We start from the raw sequence: 15,185 nt of genomic DNA, 5'->3' as shown, positions 1-15,185 counted from the left end.
GGCGCTCCGGGTTCGGCGCTCATCCCTCACGCTCCGCGAGCCAGGCGAGCACCTCGTCGTTGTGCTGGCCCAGGGCGGGTGGGGCGGTGTGCCGGCGGGGCGCTTCGCCGTCGAAGCGCAGCGGCGGCCCGGGCAGCTCGATCGGGCCGAGCACGGGGTGGTCGACCTCGACCAGCAGTCCCTGGGAGCGGGTCTGCTCCCAGGCGTAGACCTCGTCGATGGAGCGGATCGCCCCGGCGGGCACGCCCAGCTCGCCGAGCGCGGCCAGCCAGTGCGCGCGGTCGTGTTCGGCGAGTGCCCGCTCCATGTCGGCGATCAGCTCACCCCGGTGCACGAATCTCTCTCTATTTGTCGCATATTTCGGTATATCGGGGTCTATGTCGAGGAGGGCGGCCACCTTCCGCCACTGCCCCTCGTTGGCCACCGCGATCTGGATCATGCCGTCGGCGCAGCGGAACGCGCCGTAGGGGGCGATCGAGGCGTGGTGGTTGCCGGCCGCCGCGGGCACCTGGCCGCCGACCGTCCAGGCGGTGCCGTGGTAGGAGTGCACGCCGGTCACCGCGGCCAGCAGCGAGGTCCGCACCACCTTCCCCCGGCCGGTGCGCTCGCGCTCGTAGAGGGCCGCGGCCACGCCGTACGCACCGTGGATGCCCGCGAGCAGGTCGGCGATCGAGGCGCCCACCCGGTACGGCTCCGCGGGCGAGGGACCGGTCAGGCTCATCAACCCCGCCTCGCCCTGGGCGATCTGGTCGTAGCCGGGCCTGCCGCCCTCCGGCCCGTCGTGCCCGAACCCGGTGATCGACAACACGACCAGGCGGGGGTTGAGCTCGTGCAGCCGCTCCACGGTGAACCCGAGCCGGTCCAGGACCCCGGTCCTGAAGTTCTCGATCAGCACGTCGCTCTGCCGTACCAGACGCTCGATCAGCGCCTTCCCCTCGGCCGACTTGAGGTCCACCGTGATCGAGAGCTTGTTGCGGTTCGCGGCCAGGAAGTAGGTGGAGATGTCGTGGCCGGGACCGGCGAAGGGCGGGCCCCAGCCCCGCGACTCGTCGCCCCCGCCGGGATGCTCCACCTTGATCACCCGTGCGCCCAGGTCACCGAGCATCTGCGCGGCATGGGGCCCGGCCAGCGCGCGGGACAGGTCGAGGACGACGATGTCGCCAAAGGCTCCCTGCAAGATCAGACCTCCGGGTGAGAGTGGCCGATCCTAGCCGACGCGGGCGGGGAAGGGCACGGGGGGTGGCATGGCAAGCGTGCCAAATCCCCGCCCGGAACGATACCCGCAGGTAACCCCGATCTCCCGCCGAGCGTCCCGCGGTCCGGAGCCGGAGCCGGGGCCGGAGCCGGGGCCGGGACTGGGACCGGGACCGGGATGTCATCCTGGGGACGTGGCAGAAGAGACGATCTCCTTCCCGGACCTGGCCGCGCGGGTCCGGGCCCTGCCGCCGTCGTGCGGGCCGGTGCGGGTCGTCGCGGTGGACGGGCCCGGCGGGTCGGGGAAGACGACCTTCGCCGGGCGGCTCGCCCGCGCCCTCGACTGCCAGGTGGTGCACGGCGACGACTTCCCGGTGCCGTGGGACGAGCCGCTGGGGACGTGGTTCGCGCAGGTGGAGGAGCAGGTGCTCGGCCCGCTGTCCGCGGGCGAGCCGGGCGGCTACCGGCGCTACGACTGGGTGCGCGGGGTGTTCGCCGAGCGGGTGGAGGTCCCGGTGGCGCCGGTCCTGCTGCTGGAGGGGGTCAGTACGGCCCGGCGCACCGCCCCGGTCGCCTACGCCGTGTGGGTGGAGGCCCCCCGGGAGCTCCGGCTGGCCCGGGCCCTGGCCAGGGACGGCGCGGCGATGGAGCCGCAGTGGCGCACCTGGATGCGCGCCGAGGACGAGTGGTTCGCCGCCGACGGCACCCGGGCCCGGGCCGACCTCCTGGTGGACGCGGCCGCGGTCCCGGGCGCGTTCGTCGCGCTGGGCGAGGTCGGGTCCTGACCCTCACGGGCACCGGTCATCCCGCCGCGCCGCCGTGCAGCACCAGCGCCCAGGCCAGGCAGGCGAGGGCGGCCGTGGAGGACAGGGTGCGGACGACGTTCCAGCGCACCCACCGCGTCTCGAAGGCGGCGCGCACCGCCGCGGGGTCGGCGACGGCCGCCGGGTCACCGGCCGCGTCGATGGCGTTGTTGAGCGGCACGTTGACGGCGGCGGTGACGACGAAGGTCACGCCGTACAGCACGAACCCCGCCGCGATCCACGCCGGCGCGGACCGCTCTCCCCCGCCGAGCAGGTGGAGCACCCCGGCCAGGAGGGTCAGCAGCGGGGCCCCGCCGAAGCTCAGCGCGAACCAGCCGTTGAGGATCCTCCGGTTGATCCGCTGCATCACGCCGATGAAGGTGCGGTCGTCCGTCTCGGCCAGGCCGAGCATGACCGAGACGGAGAAGGCGTAGAACAAGCCCGCCGCGAGCCCCGTCGCCACCGTGGCCGCGACCAGCGTGACCGTCTGGAACAGCTCAAGCATCGTCTCCCCCGTCTCAGGACCTCTGCGGGCGCCGCCTTCTCCGGCTGTTCCCCGTACTCCGAGTCAAGCGCGCCCGAGCGGAAAGGGCCATGCGCGAGAGTCTCGGCCAGATCTTCACGCGTCCAGCCCGGTCCGGCCCGCCCCCGGTTCGCCGGCCGGGTCAGGGCACGGGGTCGGCGAGGCACGGAGCGTCGCCGCAGACGTCCACGACCACGCCGTGCCGCAGGAAGTAGGCCTTCTGCGTGCGGGCGTCGGGGTCGTGGCGCGGGTCCTCGTGGGAGTCGCGGCCGTACTCGGGGCCGAGCGGCGGGGTGTTGGTCGTGGGCGGCGCGGGGGTGCCGCTGTCCCAGACGATGATCGCCGAGCCGGGGTACGGCCAGTCGGGCAGCGGCCGGATGCCCCAGAAGGGCGCCACGTCGGGGCTGCGCCCCTCGTCCAGGGCGGGCCGGTGGATGCGGGCCCCGATCGTGCGGGCCTCGACCTCGGCCGTCACGGTGGCGACCTGGTGGTCGCCGAAGGCGACGTGCAGGAGCACGCGGTGCTTGGGCGAGCCGGGCAGCGGGTCGCCGGTCATGTGCTGGGCGTACCCGTTGGCCTCGGCCCGGTCCCAGAGCATCTGCAGCAGCGCGAAGCAGAGCTGCTGGGTCAGCTTGTCGGGGTAGCTCTGGTCCATGAGCTGCTGGAACGGCTGGAAGTCGACGCTCCGGTTGAGCAGCGTGCTGTAGTTCATGCCCGGCACGCCGAGTACGGCGTTGCGGACGTCGGGCGAGACGGCGACGAGCGCGCCGCCCGCGATGCCGCCCTGGCTGTTGCCGTCGAAGGCGAGACCGGCCCGCCGGTCGATCAGCGAGCGGCCCTCGCCGTCCTGGAAGACCTCGTGGCTCGCCAGCCCGTCTTTCCCGATCATGGCTCGGCCGAGGAGGACGAAGTTGACCAGGCTCTGCTGGAGCCGGTCGGTGACCGTGCCGAAGCGGGAGAAGTCACCGAAGACGCCCGCGACGTGCTGGACGTCCTCGTCGGACATGCCGATCCACTTGGTGGCGCAGAAGACGAAGTTGTGCTCCCCTGCCATGGCGCGGACGTTGCCCGCCCGGACCTCGGTGGCCCGGCCGAGCAGGCCGTGGCCGTACAGGGAGGGGTGCGCGGGCCGGGTCAGGGCCGAGCGCGGGATCACGCACTGGTACTGGGCCTTGAGCGTGTCGCCGAGCGGGCGGGGCAGGCCGTCGGGTCCCCGGTTGAGGTTCGAGCCGGGCGGCCCTCCGGGTTCGTCGAGGAAGTTCGGGACCTCGATCTCCCCGCTGACCTCGCGGGCGATGTGCGGGTCCCGCTCGGGAGGCAGATCGGTGACGCCGGTGACCGTGAACTCCGGTGAGCGCCCGCGCAGGGCGCGCAGCGCCTGGTCGCGCATGGACAGCACCGGCCCGGCGATGCCCTGCTCGCTGGCGACGGTGAACTCCCAGGCCAGGTGGAGCCCGCGCGTGTCCACCCCGGCCCGGGACAGGTCGCCGAGGGTCCGGCGGAGTGCCCGCTGGCGGGCGGCGAGCGGGTCGCCGGAGGGGAGCCGCTCGCCCAGGAGCCGGGCGAAGGTCCCGGGGACCGGGAGCTTCTCGCCCGCGGCGTTCTTCAGGTTCCGCAGGGCGACGGCGTAGCGGTGACCCTCCCTGAAGTTCTTCGCGGGCCTGACGATCAACGCCCGCCGGGCCGGGTCGGTGGCGTTGGCGTCGAGTTCGGCCCAGTACGGCCAGCGCTCCCCGGTCCGGGTGTCGACGATCACAATGGGGGCGTCGCGCCGCAGCGACCAGCCGATGTCGGTGACGGGCGCGGCGCCGCTCCTGCCGAGGTCGAGACCGGGGACGTGGGCCAGGAGCATCGAGCCCGGGGAGAACCCGTCGGCGGCGTTCCACTGCGCCGGGTCGATCGGCGTGCCCGCCGCGTTCCGCGGCATGGCCTCGGCGGCGAGGTTCACCTTCAGGCCGGTGCGGGTGCGCGCGGCCGTGGTGAACCAGTCGTTGGGGAACGGGAGCAGGCACGCGGTCCCGGCGATCGGGTCGCAGCCCGGCACGGCCGGCGTGGCGGTGGCGGTGGCGGTGGCGGGCTCCCGGACAGCGGGCGAGGCGGGTCCCAGGACCGGCGAGGCGGGCGGGAGCGGCGAGGCGGAGACGGCGGGCTCGGGGGCGGCCGAGACCGGGGCGGGGACGGCCGAGGCGGGGGCGGCCGAGGCGGGGGCGGCCGACACGGATGCAACGGCCAGCGTGAGACTCGCCACGATCATGCGCAGACGCATGCGACTCCTCCTCGGACCTCACCCCCCGACGAAGATTCCCACAGCAGACCCCGGAATTGACAGCCTCGTCAACAAATCATGCAGAATCGTGTTCTAAGCCGGCATCTCCCCCAGGTGGGTGACGTCGTTGAAGATCACCAGCTCGCCGCTCCGCCAGACGGACACCGATGTGTTGCCGATCGGGACGTGCTCGATCGCCCTGGCCGCCTCGGCCAGCACGTGCCGCAGCATCAGCACCACGGCGTCGTGCGCCACCACCAGGACCCGCCTCCCCGCGCACTCGGCCCGCATGTCCCGGACCGCCTCCGCGACCCGGGCCGCGACGTCGGCGAAGCTCTCCCCCGCCGGGGGACGGTGGTGATGGTCCCGCCGCAGGAGGACCTCCACCTCCTCCGGGTAGTACTGCTCGATCGCGGCCAGGTTCATCCCCGACAGCCGCCCCATCCTCCGGTCCCCGAGCCGGGAGTCGAACCGGACCGCGGGGGCCTCCGGCAGCTCGGCGGCGATCAGCTCCCACGTCTGCACCGCCCGCCGGTACGGCGAGCACCACACCACCTCCTGCGGATCGCCCTGGGCCAGCCTCCGGCCCAGCGCCGTCGCCTGGCGGCGGCCCAGCTCGCTCAGCCCCACTCCCCCGTCGGGCTGTCCCAGGACCACGGCCCTGCCCTCCGCCTCGGCCCGCGCGAACGCCACGTTCGACTCGCTCTCTCCGTGGCGCACAGCGGTGATCGTCAGAGGCATGCCTCCAGCCAACCCCCGCAGCCCCGTCCCATCAAGTCCCGTCTCCCCGAGCCCGGCCTTCACGCTTGAGAACTCGCACCATTCATGTGACAGACAGCGACGGTGCGGGTACATTAAATGTGCCGCCTCCTGCGGGGGGAGTGGAAGTGAGCCCGGGTAGACCGCCGGACGACGGGAGCCCGGGCTTTGCGATTTCTCCCCTCAATCCACGTCGAGCCTCTGGACGGACAGCTCATCCCCGAGCCCCTTCCAGTACGACTCTTGACCCGCCTCCGCAAGCGACGCCGCGCCCGCGACGATGTCGGGAATCCAGAGAAGCGGCTCGTTTTCAGGGCTTTCCCAGGACACCTGGAGTCTCGGCGTCATAGCGTGGCGACCTCGAAGCGTCACAACCATCGCGCGATCGCCTTCGTCTAGGCCCACGCCCCGTCGCTCAAAGACGACATCGGTGACGTGATGCTGGCCGAGCTCCCAGAGCAGGCGTTCCACGCACTTGCGGCGGGCCCGCTCCTGACGGGCGGCGTCGAGGCCGGTGCCGACGATAACGATGCCACAGGGCCGGAGTGCTCCAATGGCGTCGATCAACTGGACGCGGCGCCTGTCCTTCTCATCCCGCCAGTGGAGCCGCCGCTGGTTACTCAGGAGCAGTCCGCGCAGGACGTCGCGATAGACCTCCGCGAGCACCGGAGGAACGAGCACGGCCGCCATCAGGCACAGCCCCGCCGACACGCGCATGGATTCGTCGACGTAGGCGGAGTGAGGGGGGTTCACGGCAGATCATGCTAGCCCTCCAAATCACCCATCTTTATCTATTCATCACATCGCGTCAACATCTGAGTACGGCTGGCCACCGGACAACAGCGGGAAGCCCGGGCCCCGGTCGAAGAACCGCTCGTCCGGAGGGAGCAGGGCGCGCAGTTCCGCGCGGCGGGCCTCGGTTGCCCCGGCGTCCACCTTCGGATCGTCGCGGGGCCCGTACAGGACGACCCCGTAGTCGTCGCGGGCGCCCTCCGCCGAGACCTTGCCGTCGCGCACGTCGGCGGCCACCGTCTCGGCCGGGCGGTCCAGCGGGCAGCCCCAGCCGCCGCCCCCGGTGGTGCGGACCCGGATGACCTCGCCCGCGCGGACCGGCGAGTCGTCGACCAGGCCCTCCATCTCCCGTCCCTCGATCTCGACGCGGAACGGCCGCCCGGCCCGGCCGCCGTTCACGCCCCAGCACGACAGGATCGAGCGGTCGGCGATGGACATGAACGAGGCGTCACGGAGCATCCGGATGTGCTTGTCGTAGCCGAGGCCGCCCCGGTACAGGCCCGGCCCGCCGGAGTCGGCGGCCAGGCCGAGGCGTTCGACGCGGAACGGCCAGCGGGACTCGGCGAACTCGACCGGGATGTTGCGCGAGTCGGGCACGACGTGGATCGTGTCCTCCCCGTCGGCGTACCATCGCCCGCCCGAGCCGCCGCCCAGGACCTCCCGCATCAGGTACGGCGCTCCGGAGGCGTCCTCGCCGTAGACGCCGGTGTAGCGGATCGTCTCCTGGTCGGCGGGCATCCGGCCGCCGGTGGCCTTGGCCAGCACCCCCGCCAGCACGCCCAGCAGCCGCAGGATCACGAACGTGCGGGCGTTGGTGGGCGCCGGGAAGACCGGGGTGAGCAGCGTGCCCTTCTCCGGGAAGCGCATCCCGATCAGCGGGACGACGCCCTCGTTGACGTCGAGCTCGGCCATCCGCTCGGGGGTGTCGGCGAGGTTGCGCAGGATCGGGGCGAGCCACTTCTTCAGGAACACCCCGTCCGCGTAGTCGCCGGCGTGGTTGATCGGCCCCTTGGCCTGCGGCGACGTACCGGTGAAGTCGATGACGAGAGGAGGGGTGGCCGTGTGGTCGACGGTGAGGGTGATGCGCTGGGCGTGCAGGCGGGGCGGATCCACGCCGTCGTGCTCGGCGTAGTCCTCCCACACGTGCGTGCCCTCGGGGATCTTGGCCAGCAGCTCCCGGCGGAACGTCTCGGTGGTCTTGGAGATGATCGCGTCGAAGCACGCCTCCACGGCCTCGCGCCCGTAGCGGGCGAACAGCTCGCCCAGCCGCCGCGCGCCCATCAGGCAGGCCGAGCACTCGGCGTCCAGGTCCCCGGCGAGGGAGTCGGGCATCCGGGAGTTCCGCGTCATGATCGTCAGTGCGGCGCGGTTGGGCACGCCCCGGTCCCAGAGCTTGATCGGCGGGACCATCAGCCCCTCCTCGAACACGCTGCGCGCGTGCGAGGGCATCGACCCGGGGACCGCCCCGCCGATGTCGTCGTGGTGGCCGAACGCCTGCACGAACGCCACCACCGCGCCGTCGTGGAAGACCGGCACGGTGACGCACAGGTCGGGCAGGTGGCCGATGCCCCCCTCGGACAGGTAGACGTCGTTGTGGAAGAACACGTCGCCGGGGTTCATCTCCCCGATCGGGAAGTCCCGGACGACCGGCTGCACCAGCGCCGAGTAGGACCGGCCGGTCAGCTTGCGCAGCCGCACGTCGTGGATGCCCGCGCGGAAATCGTGGGCGTCGCGGATCATCGGCGAGCGGGCCGTGCGCGCGATCGCGGTCTCGACCTCCTTCTCCACCGAGGCGAGCGTGCCCTCGACGATCTCCACCAGCACCGGGTCGGCGGCCCGTACGGCCTCGTCAGTGTCCCTCACGGCGTACCTCCAGATTGCCGAACTCGTCCATCGCCGCGGTGAAGCCGGGGTGCACCGGGAGCGTGGAGCCGTACTCCTCGATGACCGCGGGTCCCCGGACCACCGCGCCCGCGCCCAGGTCGGCGCGGCGGTAGAGAGAGGCCGGGGCCCACTCGTCGTAGCAGACCTCGCGGATGCCCGCCGGTTGCGGATCCGCGGTGCCGTACGGCCTGCGCCCGATCGCCGGGCGGGTGATCGGGCCGATGCCGGAGACGCGGAGGTTGACCCACTCGACGCCGTGCCGGGGGTCGTCGCGGTAGCCGTACCCGTAGAGCTTGCCGTGCTCGCGGTGGAAGCGGTCCAGCACCTCCTCGCGCCAGGCCTCGTCCAGCGGCCCGGCCGGGGCGGGGACGCGGACCTCGTAGGCCTGGCCGTAGTAGCGCAGGTCGGCGCTGCGCGCGAAGACGTGGTCGGTGAACCCCTCGCGGTCGAGGGCCTCGGCCGCCTGCCCCTCCAGCTCGCCGAAGATCTCCGCGGCGGCGTCGAGGGAGAGGTCGCGGGTGACGAAGGTGCGCACGTAGTCGTTCTTGACGTCCACGGTGAGCAGGCCGAACGCCGAGACGTTGCCCGGGTCGGGCGGGACGAGCACCGCGGGCAGGCCGAGGATGTCGATCAGCCTGCAGACCAGCAGCGGGCCGGAGCCGCCGAAGGCGACCATCGGGAAGTCCCGCACGTCCAGGCCGCGCTTCACGGTGATCTGCCGGATCGCGTTGGACTGGTTGAACGCGCTGATCTCCAGGATGCCGGTCGCGGTCCGCTCCGGGCTCAGCCCGAGTTCGGCGGCCAGCGCCTCGATGCCCTGCCGCGCGGCCCCGGCGTCGAGCGGGATCTCCCCGCCGAGCAGGTGGGGCGGGACCCGGCCGAGGAAGACGTGCGCGTCGGTGACGGTGACCTCGGTGCCGCCCCGGCCGTAGCAGAGCGGGCCGGGGTCGGCCCCGGCGGACTGCGGGCCGACCTTGAGCGTGCCCTCGGGTGAGATCCACGCGATGGACCCGCCCCCCGCGCCCACGGTCACGATGTCGATCATCGGGATCTTGCACGGGTAGCGGCCGATGCCGCCCTCGGTGGTCAGTGACGGCTCCCCGTCGACCACGACCGCGACGTCGGTGGAGGTCCCCCCGCCGTCCAGCGTGATCACCGAGGGGTGCCCGGCGGTGGAGGCGATCAGCGCCGCGCCCAGCGCGCCCGCGGCCGGTCCGGAGAGCACGGTGGTGATCGGCTGGTTCACGACCTCGGCCGCCGACAACACGCCGCCGTTGCTCTTCATCACCGAGAACGGCATGCCGAGCCGTCCGGACAGGCTGGCGATGTAGCGGCGCATGGTCGGCTTGACCGCGGCGTCGACCAGCGTGGTGACCGACCGCTCGTACTCGCGGTACTCGCGCAGCACGTCGCTGGAGATCGAGACGGTCGCGCCGGGATGCTCGCGGGCCAGGACCTCGCGCATGCGCAGCTCGTGTCCGGGGTTGGCATAGGAGTGCAGGAAGCACACGCCGATCGCGGTGATCCCCCGGTCCCGGAACCACCGGGCGACCTCGGCGGCCCGCGCCTCGTCGAAGGGCCGGACCTCCGCGCCGGTGTGGTCCAGCCGCCCGCCGACGGTCCTGATCCGGTGCACCGGGACGATGCGGGGCGGCTTGACCCAGAAGTAGGAGTTGCCGTAGCCGTCCGGCACGCTCTGCCGGGCGATCTCCAGGATGAACTCGAATCCCTCGGTGGTGACGAAGCCGAGGTCGGCGATGCGGTCCTCGAGGAGCTGGTTGGTGGCGACCGTGGTCCCGTGCACCACCGACGAGACTTCGGTGTCGTGTTCAGCTGACGAGACCGTGGCGCCGTACTCGCCGAGCACCTTCCGCACGCCCGTCATGAAACCGTCGGCGGGGTCGGCGGGGGTGGAGGGGGTCTTGGTGGTGATGATCTCACCGGTCTGCTCGTCCACCGCGACCACGTCGGTGAACGTGCCCCCGGTGTCGACACCGATACGGACGCTGCGCATGCCCCCGTGTCTACCCAGTCACCCCGAGCCCGCAAATCGGCGGACCCTGCCGAAACCGTCCCGGATCCTTGGCAATCTCGTCGGCCCGCCCTCCTGCCCGGGCTCACCTGCGGACCCGTGGAACTCGCACCCCGTGCCGTTCGTCACTCATGGTGCGGATCCGATGCAGACCCCGACCGACGAGAAGGCGGTTTTCGTGCGCAGTGCGTTCTTCGGCAACCTGAACGAGGGTCAGGCGCCCGGGCACTTCGTCCTGCAGAACAACAAGATGCTGCGGGTACAGCTCAACGGGGAGGTGCTGGCGCGGCAGGGCTCGATGGTCGCCTTCCAGGGGAACATGGACTTCAACTACGAGGGATCGGGCGGGGTCGGCAAGTTCCTGAAGAAGATGATGACCGGGGAGGGCGCGCCGCTGATGCGCGTACGCGGGCAGGGCCTGCTCTTCCTCGCCGACAAGGCGCAGGACGTGCACCTGTTCTATCTGGAGAACGAGGCGCTGACCGTCAACGGCAGGAACCTGCTGGCCTTCGATCCGCAGCTCACCTGGGACATCCAGCGGGTGCAGGGTGCCGGGATCGCCGCCGGCGGCCTGTTCAACACCACGCTGACGGGCACCGGCTGGGTGGCGGTCACCGCGCACGGCGCGCCGGTGCTGCTCGACGCCTCCCAGGCGCCGACCTTCGCCGACGGCCAGTCCGCGGTGTGCTGGAGCGCCGGCCTGCACGTGGGCGTCAACCACACCTTCAAGGCGGGCGCGATGATCGGTCGCGGGAGCGGCGAGGCCATGCAGCTCGCCTTCCGGGGGCAGGGCTTCGTCCTGGTCCAGGCCAGCGAGGGCCCGATCGTCCCGCAGTCCACCGGCTGACGGAGAACACGACGGAACCCGTCCTCACGCCGGAACCGTCCTCACCACTCCGGCCTGCCGGGTTCCCTTCCCGGCGCCGGTGTGGCGAGGAGGTACGGCGGTCATCGGCGCCGCCGTACGGTGCGCGCGGGCACCCGATCACCGGCTAGCGGCGGCGGACGCCCATCGTGGAGTTGATCACGGCGTCGGCGTCATGCGCGTGGATCTTGGCGGCGAGCCGGATCGCCAGCTCGTTCGTCCGGCGCAGTTCGGACTCGATCCGGGCCTTGCCCGACTGGCCGATCTGGAACCCGAAGTAGGCGCCGACGATCGCCCCGGCGACCCCGACGAGCCCGGCGAACGAGGCGTCGTCCCCGTCGCCGGTCAGCGCGATCACCACGAAGCCGACCAGGATGACGATCAGGCCGGTCAGGACGCTGAAGAACCCGTACCTCCAGCGGGCCGCCTCCGACTGGGCCGCGACCCTCTCGTCCTCGGTCATCATCGCGGCGAGGGCGGGAGGGATCTCCCCGGTGGGGGCGGCGGCGGGAACGGCGCCGGAGGCGGCGGGTGCCGGGGCGTCCGGGCCCGGCGCCGGCCGGGCGGCGGGCAGGGTGGGCGTTTTGGCTGTCGTCACATGTTCTCCCATGTCTCGGTCGGCCAAAAGAATCTCCCACGCTTTACGGAAACCGGCCAAGTCGGACCTTGACCAGCGCGGGATCTGACATTCCTACCAAGAGCATGCCTGCCCAAACGCTCCCTGCGAACCCGCTAAGCTGGCCCGCCGTGACCGAATTGTCTGCGCTCTCCTCCGTCCCCGCCGGATCCCGGGACGGGGTGCTGCGCTTCTACTTCGGCCCGATGGACTGCGGCAAGTCCACCCTGGCCCTGCAGATGAACTACAACCACGGCCGGCAGGGCAGACGTGGTCTCGTGCTGACCAAGCACGACCGTTCGGGCGGGCCGCGGGTCACCAGCCGGATCGGCCTGGGCAGCGAGGCCATCGAGGTCGAGGACCGTCTCGATCTGGTGACGCTGGTCCTGACGCGCGGGCCGATCGACTACGTGATCTGCGACGAGGCCTGCTTCTACACGGTGGAGCAGATCGAGCAGCTCGCCGACCTCGCCGACGAGCACGGCATCGACGTCTACGCCTTCGGCCTGGCCTCCGACTTCCGCTCCCAGATGTTCCCCGCCGCCCAGCGCCTGTTCGAGCTGGCCGACGAGATCAGCCGCCTGCAGGTCGAGGTCCTGTGCTGGTGCGGCCGCCCCGGCCGGTTGAACGCCCGGGTGGTCGAGGGCAAGCTCGTCCGCACCGGTGAGCAGATCGTGATCGGCGACACCGGCGACGACCCGGTCCGCTACCAGGTCCTGTGCCGCCGCCACTACCGCACCGGGGACCTCGGGACCGGCTGATCCGGTACGGCCGGCCGTACCGTCTCCCGGCGGGCCGCCCAGAACCCCAGCGCGGCCAGTGCCGCGACCTCGGTGACGGCCATGCCCCGCTCGACCAGGCCGAGCGGCATCACCCGCCACCAGGGCAGTCCGCTGCGCTCGGCGGCCACCACGGCCCCGGCGATGCCCAGCACCCACAGCAACGATCCCAGCCCCAGCACGGACACCACCAGTGCGGAGCCGCGCCACTCGGGATGGCGCCGCCACGGCCGGGAGATGATCAGGGCGGCGAGGGGCAGGCTGAGGAAGGCGACGATGCCGCCCACCCGGTGGATGCTCCCGCTGAGGCTCGGGCCGACGGACCAGTCGTGTTTGGGGAACCAGGCGGTCACCAGCAGCCCGGCGCTCCACGCGAGCAGCGCGAGCACGCCGAGCGACCGGACGGTGGTCAGCCCCCGTCTGACCAGGACCGCCCCGATGGCCAGCGAGCCGGCGGCGAGCAGGCCCAGCCCCAGCGAGAAGAGCCAGCCGTGCTCCCCGATCCCGTGCTCGCTGATCGTCCGCCGGAACGGGTCGACCTCGGCCAGGTAGGCCAGGTCCAGGCCGAGGACGATCATCGCCCCGGTGCCCACCGCTGCCAGCCCCGCGCGTGCGGCTCGCTGCACGATCGTCCTTCCGCCGGTCCTTTTCCTCATCCCAACGGCAACGTCCCGCCCGGGATTCCGCGGGGCCGCCCGTACCCGCGGAACCCGTACCTCCGGTGGGGTGGGCGCGGAAGAACCGGCCGAGGATCAGCCCTTCAGCTTCCTGAACGTGCGCACGGAGAGAGGCAGGAAGACGGCGGTGATCAGAAGCGGCCAGGCGACCGACATGAGAGCCGCGTTCTGCGCGATCCACGACTCTCCCCCGTACCCGGGGTTGCCGAAGAGCTCACGGACGGCCGAGGCGGTCACCGACAGGGGGTTCCACGCGGCGATCGCGCCGAGCCAGGCGGACATCGTCGCCGGATCGACGAAGACGTTCGACAGGAAGCCCACGGGCCAGACCAGGATCTGGACCGCCGTCACCACCTCCGGTCCGCCCGCGACCAGGCCGATGAAGATTCCCACCCAGAGCAGGGCGAAGCGCAGCAGGAGGAGCAGGCCGACGGCGGCGAGGGCGGCGCCGATCCCGCCGTGCCACCTCCAGCCCAGCGCCAGGCCGGCTCCGACCATGACGGCCAGGCCGACGACCGAGTTGAGCATGTCGGCGACGCACCGGCCCAGCACGACGGCCGAGGAGCTCATCGGCAACGAGCGGAACCGGTCGGTCACCCCCTTGGCCGCGTCCGTGGTGACGGCCATCATGGTGGACTCCAGGCCGAAGAGCATGGTCAGGGCGAACATGCCGGGCATCAGGAACTCGAAGTACCCGCTCCCGCCGGGGGTGTCGATCGCACCGCCGAACAGGCCGCCGAACATCAGCACGATCATGACGGGGAAGAGCCATCCGACGATGACGGTGCCCGGCCGCAGGACCCAGTGGTTCAGGTCGCGCAGGGTGACCGTCCAGGCGTCCGCCAGGGCCCAGCCGAGCCGGGACAGCGGCGAGCCCGGGGAGAGGGGGTGGGCGGGCATGCTCATCGGGACTCCTCCGTCGTGTTGCCGGATCCGGCGTTCACGCGCACGCCGGTTCTCGCCGGACCTGCGGGTACGGTCGCCGCGCCCTCACCCGTCAGGTGCAGGAAGACCTCGTCGAGGGTGGGACGGCGGAGCATGATGTCCTCCGGCTCGATCCCCGCCTCGTTCAGCGCGGTCGCGACCTGGATCAGCGCCCGGGTGCGCTCGGCCACGGGGATGCCGATCCGGCGGGCGGGACCGTCGACGAGCGGCTCTCCGGAGGCGAGCCGGGCGGCGATGGGCCGGGCCGCCTCGACGTCCACCGGCTCGGAGAGCACCAGGTCGATCCAGTCCCCGCCGATGGCGGACTTGAGCTCGTCGGGGCTTCCCTCCGCGACGACCCGGCCCGCCCCGAGCATGGAGATGCGGTCCGCCAGCCGGTCGGCCTCCTCCAGGTACTGCGTGGTCAGCAGCACCGTGGTGCCGGCGTCCACCAGCTCGCGCACGGCCGCCCACACCTCCCGGCGGGCCGCCGGGTCGAGCCCCGTCGTCGGCTCGTCGACGAACAGCACCGGCGGTGACACGATCAGGCTCGCCGCGAGGTCGAGCCTGCGGCGCATGCCTCCCGAGTAGCCGCTCACCGGCCGCCCCGCCGCCTCGGTGAGCGAGAACCGCTCCAGCAGCTCATCGGCCCGCCTCCTGGCCGCCGCCGCGGACAGGTGGTTCAGCCTGCCGAACATCACCAGGTTCTGCCGCCCGGTCAGGATCTCGTCCACCGCGGCGTACTGCCCGACCAGCCCGATGCGCTCGCGGACCTGCCGCCCCTGCGTCCGGACGTCGAACCCGGCCACGCTCGCCCGGCCCGCGTCCATGCTCAGCAGCGTGGACAGGATCCGGACCGCCGTCGTCTTCCCGGCCCCGTTCGGCCCCAGCAGCCCGCAGACGGAACCCGCGGGCACCCGCAGGTCGAAGCCGTTCAGGCCCGCCCCGCTCGGCTGCCCTCCGTAGTTCTTGCGCACCCCCTGTGCGGTGATGGCGCTCTCCGCTTCCCTCACACCGTCCCCTTCCGTGCTCGCTCCTCCGCCTCGCCGCCGCTGCCGGCGAGGCGCCGCA

The 15,185-nt window shown here is 72.2% G+C and carries 14 protein-coding genes; 3 read left to right on the top strand and 11 right to left on the bottom strand.

The window, feature by feature from the left end:
• Positions 1-19: 19 nt before the first annotated feature.
• Positions 20-1,177 (bottom strand): CaiB/BaiF CoA transferase family protein, encoded by a 1,158-nt coding sequence (locus IEZ08_RS04630; protein WP_068924709.1) that lies wholly within the window; start codon positions 1,175-1,177, stop codon positions 20-22.
• Between the two features lie 211 nt (positions 1,178-1,388).
• Between IEZ08_RS04630 and IEZ08_RS04625 the strand changes: the two genes are divergently transcribed.
• Complete coding sequence (locus IEZ08_RS04625; RefSeq protein WP_084780383.1) at positions 1,389-1,979, top strand: uridine kinase family protein; 591 nt, start codon at positions 1,389-1,391, stop codon at positions 1,977-1,979.
• Positions 1,980-1,995: 16 nt separating this feature from the next.
• On the opposite strand, the gene IEZ08_RS04620 is transcribed toward IEZ08_RS04625, so the two are convergent.
• The 6 genes from IEZ08_RS04620 to IEZ08_RS04595 form a co-directional block, all read right to left on the bottom strand.
• A complete protein-coding gene (locus IEZ08_RS04620) occupies positions 1,996-2,502 on the bottom strand; it encodes an anthrone oxygenase family protein (protein WP_068924711.1) in 507 nt (168 codons plus the stop codon).
• 160 nt (positions 2,503-2,662) lie between these two features.
• Positions 2,663-4,786 carry a hypothetical protein gene (locus IEZ08_RS04615; protein WP_189241727.1) on the bottom strand — a complete coding sequence of 708 codons (2,124 nt, stop codon included), beginning with the start codon at positions 4,784-4,786 and terminating at the stop codon, positions 2,663-2,665.
• A 93-nt stretch (positions 4,787-4,879) separates the two neighbouring features.
• Positions 4,880-5,527 carry a histidine phosphatase family protein gene (locus IEZ08_RS04610; RefSeq protein ID WP_068924715.1) on the bottom strand — a complete coding sequence of 216 codons (648 nt, stop codon included), beginning with the start codon at positions 5,525-5,527 and terminating at the stop codon, positions 4,880-4,882.
• Between the two features lie 201 nt (positions 5,528-5,728).
• Positions 5,729-6,298 (bottom strand): hypothetical protein, encoded by a 570-nt coding sequence (locus IEZ08_RS04605; protein WP_189241726.1) that lies wholly within the window; start codon positions 6,296-6,298, stop codon positions 5,729-5,731.
• Positions 6,299-6,343: 45 nt separating this feature from the next.
• Positions 6,344-8,200 carry a hydantoinase B/oxoprolinase family protein gene (locus IEZ08_RS04600; protein ID WP_068924719.1) on the bottom strand — a complete coding sequence of 619 codons (1,857 nt, stop codon included), beginning with the start codon at positions 8,198-8,200 and terminating at the stop codon, positions 6,344-6,346.
• The gene (locus IEZ08_RS04595; protein ID WP_189241725.1) at positions 8,187-10,235 is read right to left on the bottom strand and encodes a hydantoinase/oxoprolinase family protein; all 2,049 of its coding nucleotides are present in this window, start codon (positions 10,233-10,235) and stop codon (positions 8,187-8,189) included. The genes IEZ08_RS04600 and IEZ08_RS04595 overlap by 14 nt, the downstream gene beginning before the upstream one ends.
• A gap of 196 nt (positions 10,236-10,431) precedes the next feature.
• Between IEZ08_RS04595 and IEZ08_RS04590 the strand changes: the two genes are divergently transcribed.
• Positions 10,432-11,100, top strand: a complete 669-nt coding sequence (locus tag IEZ08_RS04590; RefSeq protein WP_068928965.1) for an AIM24 family protein — start codon at positions 10,432-10,434, stop codon at positions 11,098-11,100.
• 145 nt (positions 11,101-11,245) lie between these two features.
• Here the strand turns inward: IEZ08_RS04590 and IEZ08_RS04585 are convergent, their stop codons facing one another.
• Positions 11,246-11,716, bottom strand: coding sequence for a hypothetical protein (locus IEZ08_RS04585; RefSeq protein ID WP_068924723.1), 471 nt, complete (start codon positions 11,714-11,716; stop codon positions 11,246-11,248).
• A 149-nt stretch (positions 11,717-11,865) separates the two neighbouring features.
• On the opposite strand from IEZ08_RS04585, the gene IEZ08_RS04580 reads away from it, so the two are divergent.
• A complete protein-coding gene (locus IEZ08_RS04580; RefSeq protein WP_068924725.1) occupies positions 11,866-12,495 on the top strand; it encodes a thymidine kinase in 630 nt (209 codons plus the stop codon).
• On the opposite strand, the gene IEZ08_RS04575 is transcribed toward IEZ08_RS04580, so the two are convergent.
• The 3 genes from IEZ08_RS04575 to IEZ08_RS04565 all read right to left on the bottom strand — a co-directional run bounded on the left by IEZ08_RS04575 (position 12,465) and on the right by IEZ08_RS04565 (position 15,127).
• A complete protein-coding gene (locus IEZ08_RS04575; protein WP_176728554.1) occupies positions 12,465-13,139 on the bottom strand; it encodes a DUF998 domain-containing protein in 675 nt (224 codons plus the stop codon). The two genes, IEZ08_RS04580 and IEZ08_RS04575, sit on opposite strands and share 31 nt — an antisense overlap.
• A 126-nt stretch (positions 13,140-13,265) precedes the next feature.
• Entirely contained in the window at positions 13,266-14,096 is an 831-nt protein-coding gene (locus IEZ08_RS04570) for an ABC transporter permease (protein ID WP_189241724.1), read from the bottom strand.
• Positions 14,093-15,127, bottom strand: a complete 1,035-nt coding sequence (locus IEZ08_RS04565) for an ATP-binding cassette domain-containing protein (protein WP_229802909.1) — start codon at positions 15,125-15,127, stop codon at positions 14,093-14,095. Before IEZ08_RS04565 ends, IEZ08_RS04570 begins: the two co-directional genes overlap by 4 nt.
• Positions 15,128-15,185: the final 58 nt, after the last annotated feature.

Source organism: Planobispora rosea, assembly GCF_014648175.1.
Taxonomy (GTDB): domain Bacteria; phylum Actinomycetota; class Actinomycetes; order Streptosporangiales; family Streptosporangiaceae; genus Planobispora; species Planobispora rosea.
Note: the sequence above shows the minus strand (reverse complement) of the source record. Positions and strands in the feature narration are given on the sequence as shown.